Source organism: Nocardiopsis sp. CNR-923 (assembly GCF_001942255.1).
Classification (GTDB): domain Bacteria; phylum Actinomycetota; class Actinomycetes; order Streptosporangiales; family Streptosporangiaceae; genus Nocardiopsis.
Map to the genome: position 1 here is coordinate 97,726 of NZ_MKKC01000087.1, position 16,224 is coordinate 113,949.

9 protein-coding genes and 4 pseudogenes are annotated in these 16,224 nt (G+C 71.6%); 5 read left to right on the forward strand and 8 right to left on the reverse strand.

Annotated features, from left to right (window positions below):
* Positions 1 to 6: 6 nt before the first annotated feature.
* From BJF83_RS14425 to BJF83_RS14435, 3 genes and pseudogenes are all read right to left on the reverse strand, one after another.
* Complete coding sequence (locus tag BJF83_RS14425; protein ID WP_187347152.1) at positions 7 to 1,395, reverse strand: glycine--tRNA ligase; 1,389 nt, start codon at positions 1,393 to 1,395, stop codon at positions 7 to 9.
* 183 nt (positions 1,396 to 1,578) lie between these two features.
* On the reverse strand, positions 1,579 to 1,869 hold the full coding sequence (locus tag BJF83_RS14430) for an antibiotic biosynthesis monooxygenase (protein WP_075926701.1): 291 nt from the start codon (positions 1,867 to 1,869) through the stop codon (positions 1,579 to 1,581).
* 84 nt (positions 1,870 to 1,953) lie between these two features.
* Positions 1,954 to 5,642 (reverse strand): annotated as a pseudogene (locus BJF83_RS14435) (CDP-glycerol glycerophosphotransferase family protein).
* Positions 5,643 to 5,978: 336 nt separating this feature from the next.
* Between BJF83_RS14435 and BJF83_RS14440 the strand changes: the two are divergent.
* The 4 genes and pseudogenes from BJF83_RS14440 to BJF83_RS14455 all read left to right on the forward strand — a co-directional run bounded on the left by BJF83_RS14440 (position 5,979) and on the right by BJF83_RS14455 (position 8,561).
* The gene (locus tag BJF83_RS14440; RefSeq protein WP_075926702.1) at positions 5,979 to 6,347 is read left to right on the forward strand and encodes a DUF6703 family protein; all 369 of its coding nucleotides are present in this window, start codon (positions 5,979 to 5,981) and stop codon (positions 6,345 to 6,347) included.
* A gap of 85 nt (positions 6,348 to 6,432) precedes the next feature.
* Positions 6,433 to 7,292: pseudogene (locus BJF83_RS14445) on the forward strand (metal ABC transporter ATP-binding protein).
* Positions 7,285 to 8,187, forward strand: a complete 903-nt coding sequence (locus BJF83_RS14450; RefSeq protein WP_075926704.1) for a metal ABC transporter permease — start codon at positions 7,285 to 7,287, stop codon at positions 8,185 to 8,187. Before BJF83_RS14445 ends, BJF83_RS14450 begins: the two are co-directional and overlap by 8 nt.
* Entirely contained in the window at positions 8,184 to 8,561 is a 378-nt protein-coding gene (locus BJF83_RS14455; RefSeq protein ID WP_075926705.1) for a Fur family transcriptional regulator, read from the forward strand. The genes BJF83_RS14450 and BJF83_RS14455 overlap by 4 nt, the downstream gene beginning before the upstream one ends.
* 239 nt (positions 8,562 to 8,800) lie before the next feature.
* Here the strand turns inward: BJF83_RS14455 and BJF83_RS14460 are convergent.
* From BJF83_RS14460 to recO, 3 genes and pseudogenes are all read right to left on the reverse strand, one after another.
* A pseudogene (locus tag BJF83_RS14460) lies at positions 8,801 to 9,563 on the reverse strand (SGNH/GDSL hydrolase family protein).
* A gap of 44 nt (positions 9,564 to 9,607) precedes the next feature.
* Positions 9,608 to 10,429 (reverse strand): isoprenyl transferase, encoded by an 822-nt coding sequence (locus tag BJF83_RS14465; protein WP_075926706.1) that lies wholly within the window; start codon positions 10,427 to 10,429, stop codon positions 9,608 to 9,610.
* Entirely contained in the window at positions 10,426 to 11,157 is a 732-nt protein-coding gene (gene recO / locus BJF83_RS14470) for a DNA repair protein RecO (protein WP_075926707.1), read from the reverse strand. The genes BJF83_RS14465 and recO overlap by 4 nt, the downstream gene beginning before the upstream one ends.
* A 399-nt stretch (positions 11,158 to 11,556) precedes the next feature.
* On the opposite strand from recO, the gene BJF83_RS14475 reads away from it, so the two are divergent.
* Positions 11,557 to 12,306 (forward strand): CAP domain-containing protein, encoded by a 750-nt coding sequence (locus tag BJF83_RS14475; RefSeq protein WP_262391556.1) that lies wholly within the window; start codon positions 11,557 to 11,559, stop codon positions 12,304 to 12,306.
* Positions 12,307 to 12,372: 66 nt separating this feature from the next.
* On the opposite strand, the gene leuA is transcribed toward BJF83_RS14475, so the two are convergent.
* Positions 12,373 to 14,073: a 2-isopropylmalate synthase gene (leuA, locus tag BJF83_RS14480; RefSeq protein ID WP_075926709.1), complete on the reverse strand. Its 1,701-nt coding sequence runs from the start codon at positions 14,071 to 14,073 to the stop codon at positions 12,373 to 12,375.
* A 345-nt stretch (positions 14,074 to 14,418) separates the two neighbouring features.
* Positions 14,419 to 16,133: pseudogene (gcl, locus tag BJF83_RS14485) on the reverse strand (glyoxylate carboligase).
* Positions 16,134 to 16,224: the final 91 nt, after the last annotated feature.

A 16,224-nucleotide genomic window follows, 5' to 3' on the forward strand; every position in this document is an offset into this window, starting at 1 on the left:
CCGGAACTAGCAGCCGGGCAGGCGCTCGAACAGGTAGGTCTCCACCCGGTCCAGCGACACGCGCTCCTGCGACATGGTGTCGCGCTCGCGCACGGTCACCGCGTCGTCCTCCAGGGTGTCGAAGTCCACCGTCACGCAGAACGGCGTGCCGATCTCGTCCTGGCGGCGGTAGCGGCGGCCGATCGCGCCGGCGTCGTCGAACTCCACGTTCCAGCGCTTGCGCAGCCGGGCGGCCAGGTCACGCGCCTTGGGCGACAGGTCCGCGTTGCGCGACAGCGGCAGCACCGCGGCCTTGACCGGCGCCAGGCGCGGGTCGAGCCGCATCACGGCGCGCTTCTCCATCTTGCCCTTGGCGTTGGGCGCCTCGTCGACGTTGTAGGCGTCCAGCATGAACGTCAGCACCGCGCGGTCGACACCGGCCGCGGGCTCGACGACGAACGGGATGTACCGCTCGTTGTTCTCCTGGTCGAAGTACGACAGGTCCACGCCCGACGCCTCGGTGTGCGTCCTCAGGTCGTAGTCGGTGCGGTTGGCGATACCCTCCAGCTCGCCCCACTCGCTGCCCTGGAAGTTGAAGCGGTACTCCACGTCCACGGTGCGCTTGGAGTAGTGGGACAGCTTCTCCTGCGGGTGCTCGTACAGCCGCAGGTTGTCCTTGGCGATACCGAGGTCGACGTACCACTGGAGGCGGGTGTCGATCCAGTACTGGTGCCACTCCTCGTCACTGCCCGGCTTGCAGAAGAACTCCATCTCCATCTGCTCGAACTCGCGGGTCCGGAAGATGAAGTTGCCCGGGGTGATCTCGTTGCGGAACGACTTGCCGATCTGGCCGATGCCGAACGGGATCTTGCGCCGCGCGCTCTGCTCGACGTTCTTGTAGTTGACGAAGATGCCCTGGGCGGTCTCCGGGCGCAGGTAGGCCAAGCCCTTGTCGTCCTGGACCGGGCCCAGGTGGGTGCGCAGGAGGCCGTTGAACATGCGCGGCTCGGTGAAGGAGGCCTTCGCCCCGCAGTTGGGGCAGGCCAGCGACGCCAGGCCCTCCTCCGGCTCGCGGCCGTGCTTCTCCTCGTAGGCCTCGACGAGGTGGTCGGCGCGGAACCGCTTGTGGCAGGACTGGCACTCGGTGAGCGGGTCCACGAAGGCCTGGACGTGGCCGGAGGCCTCCCAGACCTCGCGGGCCAGGATGACACTGGAGTCGAGGCCGACGATGTCCTCGCGCTCCTGCACCATCGAGCGCCACCACTGGCGCTTGACGTTGGCCTTCAGCTCCACACCCAGCGGACCGTAGTCCCAGGCGGCTCGCAGACCTCCGTAGATCTCGCTGGAGGGGTAGACCAGACCTCGGCGCTTGGCGAGGTTGACCAGTGCGTCCATTGCCTCTGACTTGGCGGCCATGGGTGACTCTCCATCCGGCTGGCGGTCGGTGGATCGCGGTGCGCGATACATCGGAGTTGGTTGGGAAGCGGGCCGACCGGCACGACCAGGGAGAGGCACGCCGCGGGCCCGCCTTTCCAGGCTAGAGCACCCGACAAGCGCTCGCACACGAATCCGGCGACGGCACACGGGGTGCCGGACTGCTCAGAGGTCGCCGCCTGCCAGGATCTCGAAGGCGGTCGGTTCGTCGATGGCGCGCGAGAGCAGCGGCACGGCCTGCACCTTGACGTCGAAGTCCGACAACGCCCGCCGGTAGTAGCCCGCTCCGTCCCATTCGGTGACCACGGTCCACAGGGTCGGGTCGTCGGCGGCGCGGCCGATCCGGTGGCCCCGGAACCCGGGACGGCGCGAGAGCACGTCCACGGCGGTGGCCGCGTCGGTCTGGAAGGCCACGGAGTCGGCCTCGGGCACGGAGTAGCGGGTGATGACGATCACGCCGCCATTCAACCGCACGGGAGACCGTGCACGCGCCGCGCCCCGGAACGGGCCCCGGGGCGCCGGCCGGTCGGGACACACGGGTCAGGACCCGCCGAAGACCCGGTCCACCACGCGCGCGGCCGCCTGGCCGTCGTCCAGCGGACAGAACTGGTCGACGAAGGCCCGGTAGGCCCCGGCGTGCCGCTCGGCGACCTCGTCGATGTCCAGCAGCGCGCCGATGACGTCGTCGGAACCGGTCAGCAGCGGCCCGGGGGCGGTCTCCTCGAAGTCGAGGTAGAACCCGCGCAGGTTGTCGCGGTAGCTCTCCAGGTCGTAGGTGAAGAAGAGCATCGGGCGGCCGGTGTTGGCGAAGTCGAACATCATCGACGAGTAGTCCGTGACGAGCACGTCGGTGATGAGGAACAGCTCCATGATCTCCGGGTACAGCGACACGTCGTGGACGAAGTCCTCGCCCACGACCGGCACGCTGTCGACCACGCGCGGGTGCCGCCGCACCAGCAGCACGTGGTCGTCGCCGAGCTTGCCGTGCATCCGACGCAGGTCCAGGTGCAGGTCCAGTTTGTGCTTGCCGCGGGTGTAGTACTTGTCGTCGCGCCAGGTGGGCGCGTACAGCACGACCCGCCTGCCCTCGGGCAGGCCGAGGCGGCGGCGCGTGCGCTCGGCGATCCGCTCCCTGTCGGGGGAGTGGAAGACGTCGTTGCGCGGGTAGCCGGTCTCCAGGATCTCGCCCTCGAACCGGAACGCGCTGCGCAGGATCGGCGTCGCCCACGGGCTGGGCGAGACGAGGTAGTCCCACTGCCGGGTCTCCCACGCGAGCTTGTCGAAGTAGTCGCGCGACTTGCCCCGGACGTCTCCACGTCGAAGCCGATGCGCTTGAGCATTGACCCGTGCCAGGTCTGCACGACCACCTGGTCGGGGCGGCGGTGGAACCAGGCGGGCTCGCGGGAGTTGGTCACCAGGTAGCGGCTGCGCGCGAGCGCCTCGTAGTACTCGCGGCCCCGGAGCCGCACCGGTGACAGGTCCTCGGGCAGGTTCACCTGGCCGTCGGCGACCAGCCAGGACATCGGGTAGTGCGCCCACCGCTCGCGACGGCGCAGTTCGGCGTAGACGCTCCGGGGGCTGTCGGAGAACTGGCGGCCGGTGTAGGTGTCGAAGAGGACGCCCTCGGAGACCGGCTCGTTCCGCTGGGCGGGGTAGAACGTCTCGCGCAGCCGTCGCTGGGCGAAGGCGCCGCGCTCGGCCGGGCGCAGGTCGCTGCCCACCCGCAGCACGGGGGTTCCATGGCCCTGGCAGGCGAGGGTGTAGCCGCGCTCGTCGGTCTCCATCCGTATCGGCATCTCGGCGGTGAGGGTGTCGGTGAACTCCACCCGCACGTCCGTGGCTGCGCCCTGGTCGGCGCCTGCGTCGGCGACCCTGCCCCACAGCTGGTAGGACCCGGCGGGCAGGGACAGGTCGCCGGAGAGTGTGGCGACGTCGGCCGGGGAGAGGCGCGCCTTGAAGCGGGACCCGGTCCGTTCCAACCGGAACTCGTGCTCCTCGTCGCGACCGCGCGCCCTGGCCACGATCCGCAGGGGAGAGCCGGCCGTGAACTCGCCCTCCAGAACCAGGACGCGCCCCTCCCAACGGGCGGCGGCGACCATGGGCCGGGCGTGTCCGGCGCGCAGCGCGACGAAGCCGGTCGCGGTGCGCTGGACGACGAGTTCCCGGTGGGTGCCCTCGGAGGCGTAGACGGCGGTGGCCACCTGGTCGGGCAGGACGACGGGCACCGTCTCCCCGGCCGGGGTGAGCAGGTGCGCCTCCCACTCCTCCTGGCGGATCGCGCCGCCGCACTCGCTGACGGCGCGGTCGAACAGCTCGTCGGCGCCGACCCGGACGGTGAAGCGACCGCCGTGGACGGTGACGGGGTAGGTGAGCACGGCCGTGCCCGGTCGGCGGACCAGGCGCAGGCGGTCTGCCCCGGCGGCGAGCGCGCAGACCAGGTCGCCGTTCAGCTCCAGCTCACCGCGGTGGGCGTCGAACCGGTGGCCGCTGATCCGGGCGCGCACCGGGTTCACGCCGACCACGAGTTGGCGGTCGTGGTTCCAGTGCGGCCGGATCCACACGTCCGCGTCCACCTGGTGGTAGCCGGGGCGCTCGGGCGGCCCGGGGACCGGTCCGGCGACGATGCGGCGGCGCGCCAGCCACCGGTTGAGGACGACCAGCTCCACCTTCCACTCGCCGGGTTCCCAGCGGCCCCCGGCGCGGAGCCTGCGGGGGTCCAGGACGACGGTGAAGCCGCCGTAGTCGTGGCGGGCGGCGTCGGCGACGTCGGGCAGGCGGTACTCCGCGGCCAGACGCGTGCGCACGGGCAGGCGGACGCGGCGGCGGGTGCCCGTGTCGACCGCGAAGGCGACGACGTGCTGCTGCCACCGCCTGCCGGCGCGCAGGTGACGGATGCCGACCCGGCCGCTGACGTGCAGGCGGCCGTCCTTCCAGGAGATGGCCTCGGTCTTCTGCCGCACCTTGAGCTCGTCGTCGAGGCGGTACACCTCGCGGGGCACGGCCCTGGCCGGATCCTCGGACTCGAAGAACGGGTAGCGGGCGTAGTAGCCCAGGCCGCGCCGGACGACGTCGGCCTTCCTGAGCTCGACGCTGCGCGCGAAGGTGACCACCTCGACCAGATCGTCCACGCGCCCACGGCGCACCAGGTGGTACAGGAGCCGGTGCAGGGCGCACAGCCCCTTGACGACGTCGGGCGAGACGTGGTCGAGGAGAGAGGCGAGCAGCGCGACGATCGCCGTGCGCGCCGGGGGCTCGGCATCGTCCACGCGCATCACCAACTGGTGCAGCTCGCCCTGGAGGAGGGCACGGTCCCACAGGTCGCGGTCGGCGGCGGGCAGGGTCTCGGCCAGTTGGCGCATCGCGGTGAGGCGGCGGGTCAGGACGTCGGCGTCCAGCGGGATCGGGGCGCGCTCGCGTTCGCGGACGAGCAGGACCGGTGCGGGCAGGACGTCGACCGCGCGGGCGGACAGGACGGCGCGGCACAGGCCGAGGTCGGCGTCCTCGGGGGCCAGTCCCCGGTCGGGCAGGGACTCCCAGAACTCCCTGCGCCAGAGCTTGTCGCCCACGGTGCGGTCCGAGACCAGCGCGGGGAGCGAGCGGGGGTCCTCGGCCCGGCGGGGACGCGTCCCGTACCTGCGGTGGGCTTTGGACGGGGCGGCGCCGAGCTCGTTGAACCGGTAGGCGTTGCCGACGACGAGGTCGGACCCGGTGTCGGCGGCGGCGCGTGCCAGGTAGGCCAGCGCGTATCCGGTCAGCGCGTCAGCGCCGTCGAGGAAGAGCAGGTGCGTGCCGGTGGCCGCGGCGGCGCCGCGCGCGCGGGCGGCGGCCGGGTCGCCGGCTGGGGGGTCGGCGAGGAGGGTGGCCGTGACCCCGGGCGGCGGGGAGGCCGCGAAGGCGGCGGCGGTGGCGAGAGCGTCCTCGCGGGCGGACTCGACGAACTCGTCGTTGCCGTCGCCGCCGTCCTCCCGCCGTGTGACGGCGTCGGTGTCGGTGCCCTCGGCTCCGTCGTCTTCGAACGGGTCGTTCTCGCTCCGGGCGTGCGCGTGGCCGGGGCGGTCGCCGTGCCCTCCGCGCACCGCGACGAGGACGATCTGGAGGTCGACGTCCGGGCGGGGCTCGGCCGCCGCACCGGTGCGGTCCCCGTCGCGTTGGCGCGACAGGGAGTCGAGGCAGTGCCGCAGGTGCGGCTCGGTGACGTCGAACGTCACGATGACGGTGGGTTCGGGCACGGAAGTAGACACGCTCCGGAGGGTTCGCTGCGGCGGGCGACGGGCGGGCACCGGCTGACACGGGCCACTCTGTCAGACGACTACCAGCCGTATCCAGACCATCACCGCCCCCGTGTCGGGGCTTGCCGCTCGTGGGAGCGGCGGTGCCGCGGGAAGGGCGCGCGACGACCGGGGAGCGGCGGTATCCCGCCACCGCGCCGGGGGCCTGCACTAGGGTCGGACGGAAGCGGGTATCACAGGCGCCGGGGCACCGTGTCCCACGGTGTGACGGCGGGTCGGAGCACCGGGCCGCCGTACCGGCCCGCGGGCCTCCACGGGAACGAGGAAAGCACGGCGATGGTCTCCCCCGAACACGGCGAGGAACGGCGGCGCGACACCGGACGCCCCCTGCCCGACGGCGACTCCCTCCAGACCCCGGGCGCGGGCCGGTTGCGCCAGGCGGTCGAGGCGCGCAGCGCGGTACCGCTGGTGTGGCTGTACCAGTGCCCCCGTTGGCTGCCGCCGCTGGTGCTGGGCGTGCTGTTCATCGCGGGCCTGACGGCCCCGTGGTGGATCGGCGCCCCGTGCCTGCTCCTGGTACTCGTGTTCCTGCTGTGGCTGGCCTATCTGGCGTGGCCGTCCCTGCACTCCCGGCAGCGGGCCCCACGCGTGCTCATGGCCGTGGTGGTGGCGGTGCTGGCCGCCGCCCGGCTGCTCGGGTTCTGAGAAGCACGCCGCTCGCGGTGACTTCGCCGGGGCGGCATCTCGCCCCCTTTTTGACAATCATTTTCATTTTCTCCATACTGGCACCGTGTCAAACCAGTGCACCCGGGACGGGCAACGCTCCCCGGACGTCCCTCCCGCTTTCCAGGTCCTCGCGCCCGCGTCGCCTACGACGCGGCCCCGGTCCTCGACGGGCTCAGCCTCGACCTGCACGCGGGCCAGACCACGGCCGTCCTGGGGCCCAACGGCTCGGGCAAGTCGACGCTCATGCGCGCGCTGCTCGGCATCGTGCCGCTCTCCGCCGGCGAGATCCGGGTGCACGGGCGCCCGCTGCGCCGCTTCCGCGCCTGGAACCGGATCGGCTACGTCCCGCAGCGGCTCACCGCCGGCGGCGCCGTCCCCGCGACCGTGGGAGAGATCGTCGCCTCCGGGCAGGTCGCCTCGCGCGGCCGTCTGTCCCCGTTCCCGAGCCGCTCCGACCGCGCCGCCGTGCACGAGGCCCTGGAGGCCGTGGGCCTGGCCGGACGCGCCCGCGACTCCGTGCGCGAACTCTCCGGCGGGCAGCAGCAGCGCGTGCTCATCGCCCGTGCCCTGGCCGGTCGCCCGGACACCTTCGTCATGGACGAGCCGATGGCGGGTGTGGACACGGACAACCAGCACGCGCTCGCCCGGACCATCGCGCACCTGCGCGACCGGGGATCCACCGTGGTGCTGGTCCTGCACGAACTGGGCCCGTTGGAGGAGGTCATCGAACGCGCCGTCGTCCTCGGGCACGGACGCGTCGTCCACGACGGCCGGGCCCCCGCCGCCACCGGCGCGTGCGCGCGCCCGGGCCACGAGCACCAGCACCCCCACCCCGACCCCAACGACCCCGACCCCCGCACGGCGGCCGCCACGGACGTCGCTCCCGCGGACCTGATCCGACTGGAGGTGCCAGGACGTGACTGAACTGCTCCAGTACGAGTTCATGCGGCGCGCGCTGATCGCCGCCGTGCTCGTGGGTCTGGTCACACCGATCGTCGGCACGTTCCTCGTCCAGCGCCGCCTGGCGCTGCTGGGCGACGGCATCGGCCACGTCGCCCTCACCGGCGTCGCCCTGGGGCTGCTCACCAGCACCTCCCCCGTGCTCACCGCGGCCGTCGTGGCGACGCTGGGGGCCATCGTCATGGAACTGGTGCGCGTGCGGACCCGGGCCAGCGGCGAGGTGGCGCTGGCGCTGCTCTTCTACGGCGGGATCGCGGGCGGTGTGCTGCTGATCAACCTCACCCCGGGCGCGAACAACGCCACACTGACCTCCTACCTCTTCGGTTCCGTGAGCACCGTCGAACCGCGGGACCTGTGGTTCGTCGGCGCGCTGGCCGTGGGTGTGGTCGCGGTCGTCGCGCTCTTCGGCCGTGAGCTGTTCGTGCTGTGCCAGGACGAGGAGGTGGCCCGCGCGCACGGCCTGCCGGTGCGGTTCCTGAGCATCCTGCTCGCGGTGACGGCCGCGCTGACCGTGGTCATCGCCATGCGCGTGGTGGGCGTGCTCATGGTCAGCGCGCTGCTGATCGTGCCGGTGGCCGCCGCGCAGCAACTGACCCGGAGCTTCCGGGTGACCATGGCCCTGGCCGTGGCGATCGGCCTGGTCTCCTCGCTGGGCGGGCTGACCACGGCCTTCTACGCCGACCTGGCGCCCGGCGCCACGATCGTGGTCCTGGCGTTGGCGGCGTTCTGCGCGGCGGTGGCCGTCGGGGGGCTCCTCGGCCGCCGGGCGCGCAGGCGCGCCTCGGCCGCCCGGGGACCCGAGGGGGCCGACTCGGCCGGTACGATGCCCCAGACCGACCGGGGGAGGGTGAAGCAATGAGCACACGTCGTGAGACGGTCCGACAGGCGCTGACCGGGTGCACCGGTTTCCGCAGTGCCCAGGACCTGTACGCGGACCTGCGCGCCGGGGGTTCCAAGATCGGCCTGACCACCGTCTACCGTGCCCTCCAGGCGCTGAGCGACTCCGGTGAGGTGGACGTGCTGCGCACCGACGACGGCGAGGCCGTCTACCGGGCGTGCGACAGCGAGGCGCACCACCACCACCTCGTGTGCAGGAAGTGCTCGACGGCGGTGGAGATCGAGGGGCCGGCGGTGGAGGAGTGGGCGGCCGAGGTGGGTGCCCGGCACGGGTTCACCGGAGTGACGCACACCGTCGAGGTCTTCGGGACCTGCGCGGAATGCGCGCGTTCGTGACGCCCGCGTCCGGGGTCGGGTGAACGCCTCCCGAACCTGGCGCCGGCCGGAGTCCCCACGCGTCCAGAACTGGAGACACCTGGAGACACCCGGTGCGCGCATCCTCGCGGGCGTAGGGCGTGTTCCCCGGACACCCGCCCTGCGGCGCGGCGGGCGGCGTCCACGGAACACACCCGAGTCGAGTATCACCGGGACCGCGACGCGTGCCGCCCATCGCGCGGTCCCGACCGCGTGGCGGGCTACTCCGCGCGGTCGGAGCGGCGGCACGGCTCCAGGGTGGGCCGCTTGGCGGTGACGGCGTCGCCGGAGGAGCGCCCGGTCAGACGGCGGCCGACCCAGGGCACCAGCGACTCCCGGACCCAGGCCAGGTCCTCCCTGCGCGCCTGGGGCCAGCTGACCGGCTCCCGGTCCGGCCACGGCTCGTCCCAACGCCGCTCTGTGGGCACCCCGACCACCTCGGCGACGCGCAGCGCCAGCCTGCGGTGTCCCTCCGAGGACATGTGCAGGCGGTCGGCGTCCCAGGCGCCGGGTGGGTGAGGGCCCGCATCGGCCACTGGTCGACGAGCAGGCAGCCATGGGCGTCGGCGATCGCCCGGACGTCATGTGGTAACGGGCGAACAGCCCGATGGCGCCGCGCATGAAGCCGGTGCTGATGTTGACCCCGGTGAACAGCACCACCTGGCTCCCCGCCGCGCGCAACCGCCCCACGGCGTGGTCGAGGATCCGGGCCAGGCGTTCGGGGTCGCCGCCGGGACGCAGCAGGTCGTTGCCGCCCGCGCACAGACTGACCAGGTCCGGCGCCATGTCCAGCGCCACGGGCAACTGGTCGGTGATGATCTGGCGCATGAGCTTTCCGCGCACGGCCAGGTTGGCGTAGCGCACCTGCCCGACGTGGTCGGCGAGGTGGTCGGCCAGGCGGTCGGCCCAGCCCCGGTAGCCCCCGCCCGGGTAGGGATCGCCCACGCCCTCGGTGAAGCTGTCGCCCACCGCGACGTAGGACATGTCGGGACGCACGAGCCGGGCGCCGTCCGCCCCCGTCGCGGCGGTCACTGGGACTTCCCCGGAACCGGGTTGGGCACTGCGCCGCCGTAGCGGCGGTCGCGGCCGGCGAACATCTCGCAGGCGCGCCACAGGTCGCGGCGGTCGAAGTCGGGCCAGAGCGTGTCCAGAAAGACGAACTCGGCGTACGCGGACTGCCACAACAGGAAGTTGGAGGTCCGCTGCTCACCGGACGAGCGCACGAACAGGTCGACGTCGGGGACCTCCGGCGCGTACAGCTCCCGCGCGATGGCGTCCTCGCTGATCTTGTCCGGGGAGATCCGGCCGTCGGCCGCCTTGCGGGCGAGCGCGCGCGCGGCGTCGGTGATCTCGGCGCGGCCGCCGTAGTTCACACAGAACTGGAGGGTGAGCCGGGTGTTGTCCCGCGTCATCTCCTCAGCCTCCTGGAGTTCCTTGACGACGCTCTTCCACAGCCGCCCGGAACGCCCTGCCCACCTCACGCGGACGCCGCGGGCGTGCAGTTCGTCACGGCGGCGGCGGATGGTGTCGCGGCTGAAGCCCATCAGGAAGCGCACCTCGTCGGGCGAGCGCTTCCAGTTCTCCGTGGAGAACGCGTAGGCGGACAGGTGGGGGATGCCCAGCTCCAGAGCGCCCTCGATGACGTCGAACAGGGAGGACTCCCCCGCCTTGTGCCCCTCGGTCCGGGGCAGGCCGCGCTCCTTGGCCCAGCGCCCGTTGCCGTCCATGACCACGGCCACGTGCCGGGGCACCAGGTCCGCGGGCAACTCCGGCGGGCGCGCCCCGCTCGGGTGCGGGACGGGCTCGGTGTACTCCCGCCGGTTTCCGGTGTCGAAGCTGAACAGACTCAAGAACGCTCCACGTGCCGCAGTGATCGGATTCCGTTCTCCAGGTGCCACTGCAGGTAGGCCGCGACCAACCCGCTGCACTCGGACCGATGCCCTCCCCCGCTGGCGTCCGCGCTGTCCCAGTCGCCCTCGATCAGTGCCGTCATCAGGCGCAGCGTCTCGGCGGACGGGTGCACGGCGCCGTGGGGACGGCACACCGAGCAGACCATACCTCCGGCGTGGACCGCGAACGCGCGGTGCTCCCCCCGACTGCCGCAGCGGGCGCACTCACCCAGGGCCGGGGCGTACCCGGCCACGGCCAACGACCGGAGCAGGTAGGCGTCCAGGACCAACCGGGCGTCGTGCGATCCCTCGCCCAGGACGCGCAGGGCTCCGACGAGCAGGAGGAACTGGCGCAGGGCCGGGTCCTTCTCCACGGCGACGATCTTCTCGGCGGTCTCCAGCATCGCGGTGGCCGCGGTGTAGCGGGCGTAGTCGTGCACGACCGCCTCACCGTAGGAGCGCACGGTCTCGGCCTGGGTGATCACGTCCAGCGTGCGGCCCGTGTAGAGCTGCACGTCGACGTGGGTGCACGGTTCGAGCCGGGCGCCGAAACGCGACTTGGTGCGGCGCACCCCCTTGCCGACGGCGCGGACCAGACCGGTGCGCCGGGTCAGCAGGGTGACGATGCGGTCGGCCTCGCCCAGTTTCTGGTTGCGCAGGACGACACCCTCGTCGCGATAGAGACTCACCCCTCCATTGTCACGGATCCGACCGTCACTCCGCACATCCGGCCGCGCTGGGAGGACCGCCATGACCAGCTTTATTATGATTTGGATTCCCTTTTTGAGACATTTGCTCTACTCTCACGCGCTAAGTGCTCCGCGCCGGGCTCCCCACGCCCGAGAGCGGCGCCCGGTGTCCAGACGAAGGACCGGGCCGCCCCGAGACGCGGAGCCACCCGGCCGCACACACGCACAGGAGCGGCCGAGGGGATCCCCCGGTGACCGTCCCGACGTGACGTGGTCACCCCCCATCCGCACCCGCACGGAAGGTACAGCGACATGGCACGAGGCCGCCGAGGCAAACGTAGGGCGAACGCTCACGAAGGGAGCTCGGGGCGCGGCGGGCGACGCCGCCCGTTGCCGCTGGTGGCGGGTCTGGCTGCAATCCCCGTCGGCCTGACCCTCGCCGGAACCCTGCTGGTCACCGACCTGGGCGACCAGATCAACCCGCTGAGCTCGACCAGCGACGCCTCCACCGCCGGCCAGATCGGCGACGCCGTGGCCGACGACTCCGCGGTTCCCTCCACCGTGGCCGACGACGACTTCTTCGAGACCCCGAGAAGGGGGTCGGGGGAGGAGGGGCGGGCCGGCTCCGACGAGCCCGCGACCGCGCGCGCCACGGCCTCCGACGCCCGCGCCGAGGACACCGAGGCGGACGGCCGCGGGTCCGGGGGCGGATCGGGCGGTTCCGGTGGCGGAAGCGGTGGCGGAAGCGGCGGTGGGAGCGGCTCCCCGGACACCCCGGTGGGCGGCCCCAAGGTCGACCAGGTCGTGCAGTTGGTCAACGCCGAGCGGGCCGAGGCCGGATGCGGCTCCCTGCGCGTCGACGACCGGCTGACGGCAGCCGCCCAGGACCACAGCGAGGACATGGACGCCCGCGACTACATGTCGCACGACAGCCCCGAGGGCGATGGGCCGGGCGACCGGGCCTCGCGCCACGGGTACGACTCGGTGGGCGCGGAGAACGTCGCCAAGGGCCAGACCAGCGCCGAGCAGGTGATGAACGCCTGGATGAACAGCCCGGGGCACCGCGCCAACATCCTCAACTGCGACCTCGTCGCCATCGGAGTCGGCGAGTCGGGCAACGCCTGGACCCAGGTCTTCGGCTTCGTGTAGCCGCGTCCGCGGCGAACGGGACACGCCCCTGGGGGTGCGTCCCGTTCGCGTGCGCGCGGCGGCGGGTCAGGCGCGGGCGATCGCGCCGCACACGGCCTTCAGGGACGCCGTGGTGATGCTGTTGTGGATGCCCACGCCCCACACCACGGTCCCGTCGATCTCGGCCTCCACGTAGGCGGCGGCCCGGGCGTCGCCGTCACCGCCCAGGGAGTGCTCGACGTAGTCCATCACGCGCACCTTGACGTCGACGTCGGTCAGGGCGTCGCAGAACGCCGAGATCGGGCCGTTGCCGGTGCCGGTCAGCTCCCGGATCTCGCCGTTGACGCGGGCGTCGGCCTCGATCCGGTAGGTGCCGTCCTCGGCCGTGGTGGACCGGTGCGCCAGGACCGCGACGGGCCCGGACTCGGCCAGGTAGGTGTGGGAGAAGATCTCCCAGATGCGCTCGGCGGAGAACTCGCCGCCCTCGGCGTCGGTGTGCTCCTGGACCACCCGGGAGAACTCGATCTGCAGGCGGCGCGGCATGTCCAGCGAGTGGTCGCGCTGCATGATGTAGGAGACGCCGCCCTTGCCGGACTGGCTGTTGACGCGGATGACCGCCTCGTAGTTGCGGCCCACGTCCTTGGGGTCGATGGGCAGGTAGGGCACGTCCCACGCGTACTCGTCGACCGGGGTCCCGGCCGCGGCGGCCTCGGCCTCCAGGGCGGTGAAGCCCTTCTTGATGGCGTCCTGGTGGGAGCCGGAGAAGGCGGTGTAGACCAGGTCGCCGCCGTAGGGGTGGCGCGGGGCGACGGGCAGCTGCGTGCAGTGCTCGACCGTGCGGCGGATCTCGTCGATCTGGGAGAAGTCGATCCTGGGGTCCACGCCCTGGCTGAACAGGTTCAGGCCCAGGGTCACCAGGCAGACGTTGCCGGTGCGCTCGCCGTGCCCGAACAGGCAGCCCTCCACGCGGTCCGCCCCGGCCATGACGGCCAGCTCGGCGGAGGCCACGCCGGTGCCGCGGTCGTTGTGCGGGTGGACCGACACCACCACGTGCTCGCGACGGCTCAGGTTGCGGCTCATCCACTCGATCTGGTCGGCGTAGACGTTGGGGGTGGCGCGCTCGACCGTGGCGGGCAGGTTCAGGATGATCTCGCGGCCCGGCCCCGGCCGCCAGACGTCCATGACGGCCTCGCAGACCTCCAGGGCGAAGTCCATCTCGGTGTCGACGAAGATCTCGGGCGAGTACTCGTAACCGAAGTACTCGGTCTCGCCCAGGTACTGCTCGGCGAAGCGCATGACGTGCCGGGTGCCCTCGACGGCGATGTTCGTGCACTGCTCGCGGTCGACACGGAAGACCACGCGACGGAAGGTCGGGGCGGTGGCGTTGTACAGGTGGACGGTGCAGCGCCTGGCCCCGACCAGGCTCTGCACGGTGCGCTCGATCAGGTCCTCGCGGGCCTGGGTCAGCACGGAGATCTGGACGTCGTCGGGGATCATGTCGCCCTCGATCAGCGACCGTACGAAGTCGAAGTCGGTCTGGCTGGCGGCGGGGAAGCCGACCTCGATCTCCTTGTAGCCCATCGTGACCAGCAGTTCGAACATTTCGCGCTTGCGCACGTTGTCCATCGGCTCGATCAGCGACTGGTTGCCGTCGCGCAGGTCGGTGGACAGCCACCGGGGCGCCTCGGTGATCGTCTTGGACGGCCAGGTCCGGTCGGGCAGGTCGACCGGGGTGAAGGGCTGGTAACGCTGAAAGGGCATGGAGCTGGGCTGCTGCTGCGGCACCATCGGGTGTCTCCTGAAGGATCTGCTGGCGTGTGGTCAGTGGCCGACCATGGCAAGCCGAAGTCCCGCGGCGAGGGAGCCGACCGTCTAACGACCCCCGCCGCGGCCGCTAAGGAGAAGCAGCTCGCGCAGCATAGTGACCGACACGCTAGCAGAGTGCTCCGGAATTCTGGTACTCGACGTCCACATTCTGGGACACGATGCGCGTGACCTGCTTCTCCTCCGACAGGGAAACGGTGGCACCGCGTGAGAAGGGCGGCGTCGCGGCCGTAACCGTTCACTACGACCGCGACGCCTGTCGATTTGTTCCCCTGGGGCGTCCCCGAGGGAAGCCGATCCCCTGACCGGCTACGCCCCGGGGAGAGGCTCGAACTCCTTGACCGCGTCGATGGCGGGGCCGTGCGGCGTGTTGGCCTCGCGCTCGATCATGATCTCGACCAGAACCGGACGCGAGGTGGCCTTGGCCTCCTTGCGCGCCCATTCCAGGGCGTCCCGGATCTCGTTCGGGTCGGCGACCCGGCGGCCGGAGCAGCCGTAGGCCTCCATGATCTTGACGTTGTCGGTGCCGAACTCGTCGTAGTGGATGTCGACCTGGTAGTTCATCTCGTACGGGAGCGAGGCCTGGCGGATGAGGCCCAGGTACTCGTTGTTGATCATGATGATCACGTAGGGGACGTCGTACTGCGCGGCGACGGCCAGCTCCTCCACCATGTACTGGAAGCCGTAGTCGCCGACGATGCCGACGACCTCGGCGTCCGGCTCGGTGTTCTTGAGCGCCTTCTTGACGCCGATGGCGGCCGGGATCTCCCAGCCCAGCGGGCCCGCCTGACCGCAGATCTGGTAGTGGCGCGGCTTGTAGGCCTTCTGGTGCTGGCCGCCCCAGATCTGGTAGAGGCCGATCGCGGTGACGAAGTAGGTGTCGGCGTCGAAGACCTCGTTGATCTCCTTGTAGACGCGCGGCGCCTTGATCGGCACGGTGTCGAAGTCCTCGCGGCGGGTCAACGTCCGCCTGAGTTCGTTCACGCGGTCCACCCACGGCTGGACCTCGGCCTTCCTGCCCCGAGCTTGGCGGTCTCCAGGAGCGCGGACAGGAACAGCCTGGCGTCGGAGACCACACCCAGGTCCGGCTCGAAGACCCTGCCGATCTGGGTGGGCTCGATGTCGACGTGGATGAACGCGCGGTCACCCCGGTAGACGTCGATCTGTCCGGTGTGGCGGTCGCCGAAACGCGCGCCGACCGCCAGGACCAGGTCCGACTCCAGGAAGGAGGCGTTGCCGTAGCGCTGGGAGGTCTGGACACCGGTCATACCGGAGTACAGCGGGCTGTCCTCGTCGAAGGAGCCCTTGCCCATGAGTGTGACCTGGACGGGGACGTTGAGGTACTCGGCGAGTTCCCTGAGCTCCTCGGAGGCCTCGGACAGGATCACACCGCCGCCGGCGAGCAGCAGCGGGCGCTCGGCGGCCAACAGCATGTCCAGGGCGCGCTCGACGCGCGGCTGGTGCGGCTCGACGACGTTGATCCTCAGCGGGGCGTCGATGGACGGGTCGTACTCGATGACCTGCTTGGCGACGTCCAGCGGGATGTCGATCAGGACGGGGCCGGGACGACCCTCCTGGGCGACGCGGAAGGCCTCGCGGAAGATCCAGGGGGCGGTGGCCGCCTCCCTGATCTGCACGGCCCACTTGGTGACGGGCTTGGCTATCTCGACGATGTCGACCGCCTGGAAGCCCTCCTTGTCCAGCAGGGACGTCATGGCCTGACCGGTGATGCAGACGATCGGAACGGAGTCCGCCATCGCCGTGTACAGACCGGTGATCATGTTGGTGCCGGCGGGACCGGAGGTGCCGATGGCGACACCCACTCTGCCGGTGGTGCGCGACCACCCGTCCGCCATGTGGGTGGCGCCCTCCTCGTGGCGGACGGTCAGGTGCTCGATACCGCCCACCTCCTCCATCGCCTTGTAGAGCGGCAGGATGGCGGCGCCGGGGCAGCCGAAGGCGGTGTCCACGCCTTCGTCCTTGAGGACCTCGACGACGGCGTTCATCGCGGGCATCTGTACCATGTGGAGCGAACCCTTCAGTGCTAGGGGGGTTGACGGATTCCGCCGGCGGGACCCAGGGTGCGGCCAACACCCGAGGCCGCCGTCAGCCACG

What these genes read in the sequence shown, in the direction of transcription:
- BJF83_RS14440 (WP_075926702.1), top strand. Translation starts at nt 5,979, where the DNA reads ATGGTCTCCCCCGAACACGGCGAGGAACGGCGGCGCGACACCGGACGC.
- BJF83_RS14425 (WP_187347152.1), bottom strand. Translation starts at nt 1,395, where the DNA reads ATGGCCGCCAAGTCAGAGGCAATGGACGCACTGGTCAACCTCGCCAAG.
- BJF83_RS14455 (WP_075926705.1), top strand. Translation starts at nt 8,184, where the DNA reads ATGAGCACACGTCGTGAGACGGTCCGACAGGCGCTGACCGGGTGCACC.
- leuA (WP_075926709.1), bottom strand. Translation starts at nt 14,073, where the DNA reads ATGGTGCCGCAGCAGCAGCCCAGCTCCATGCCCTTTCAGCGTTACCAG.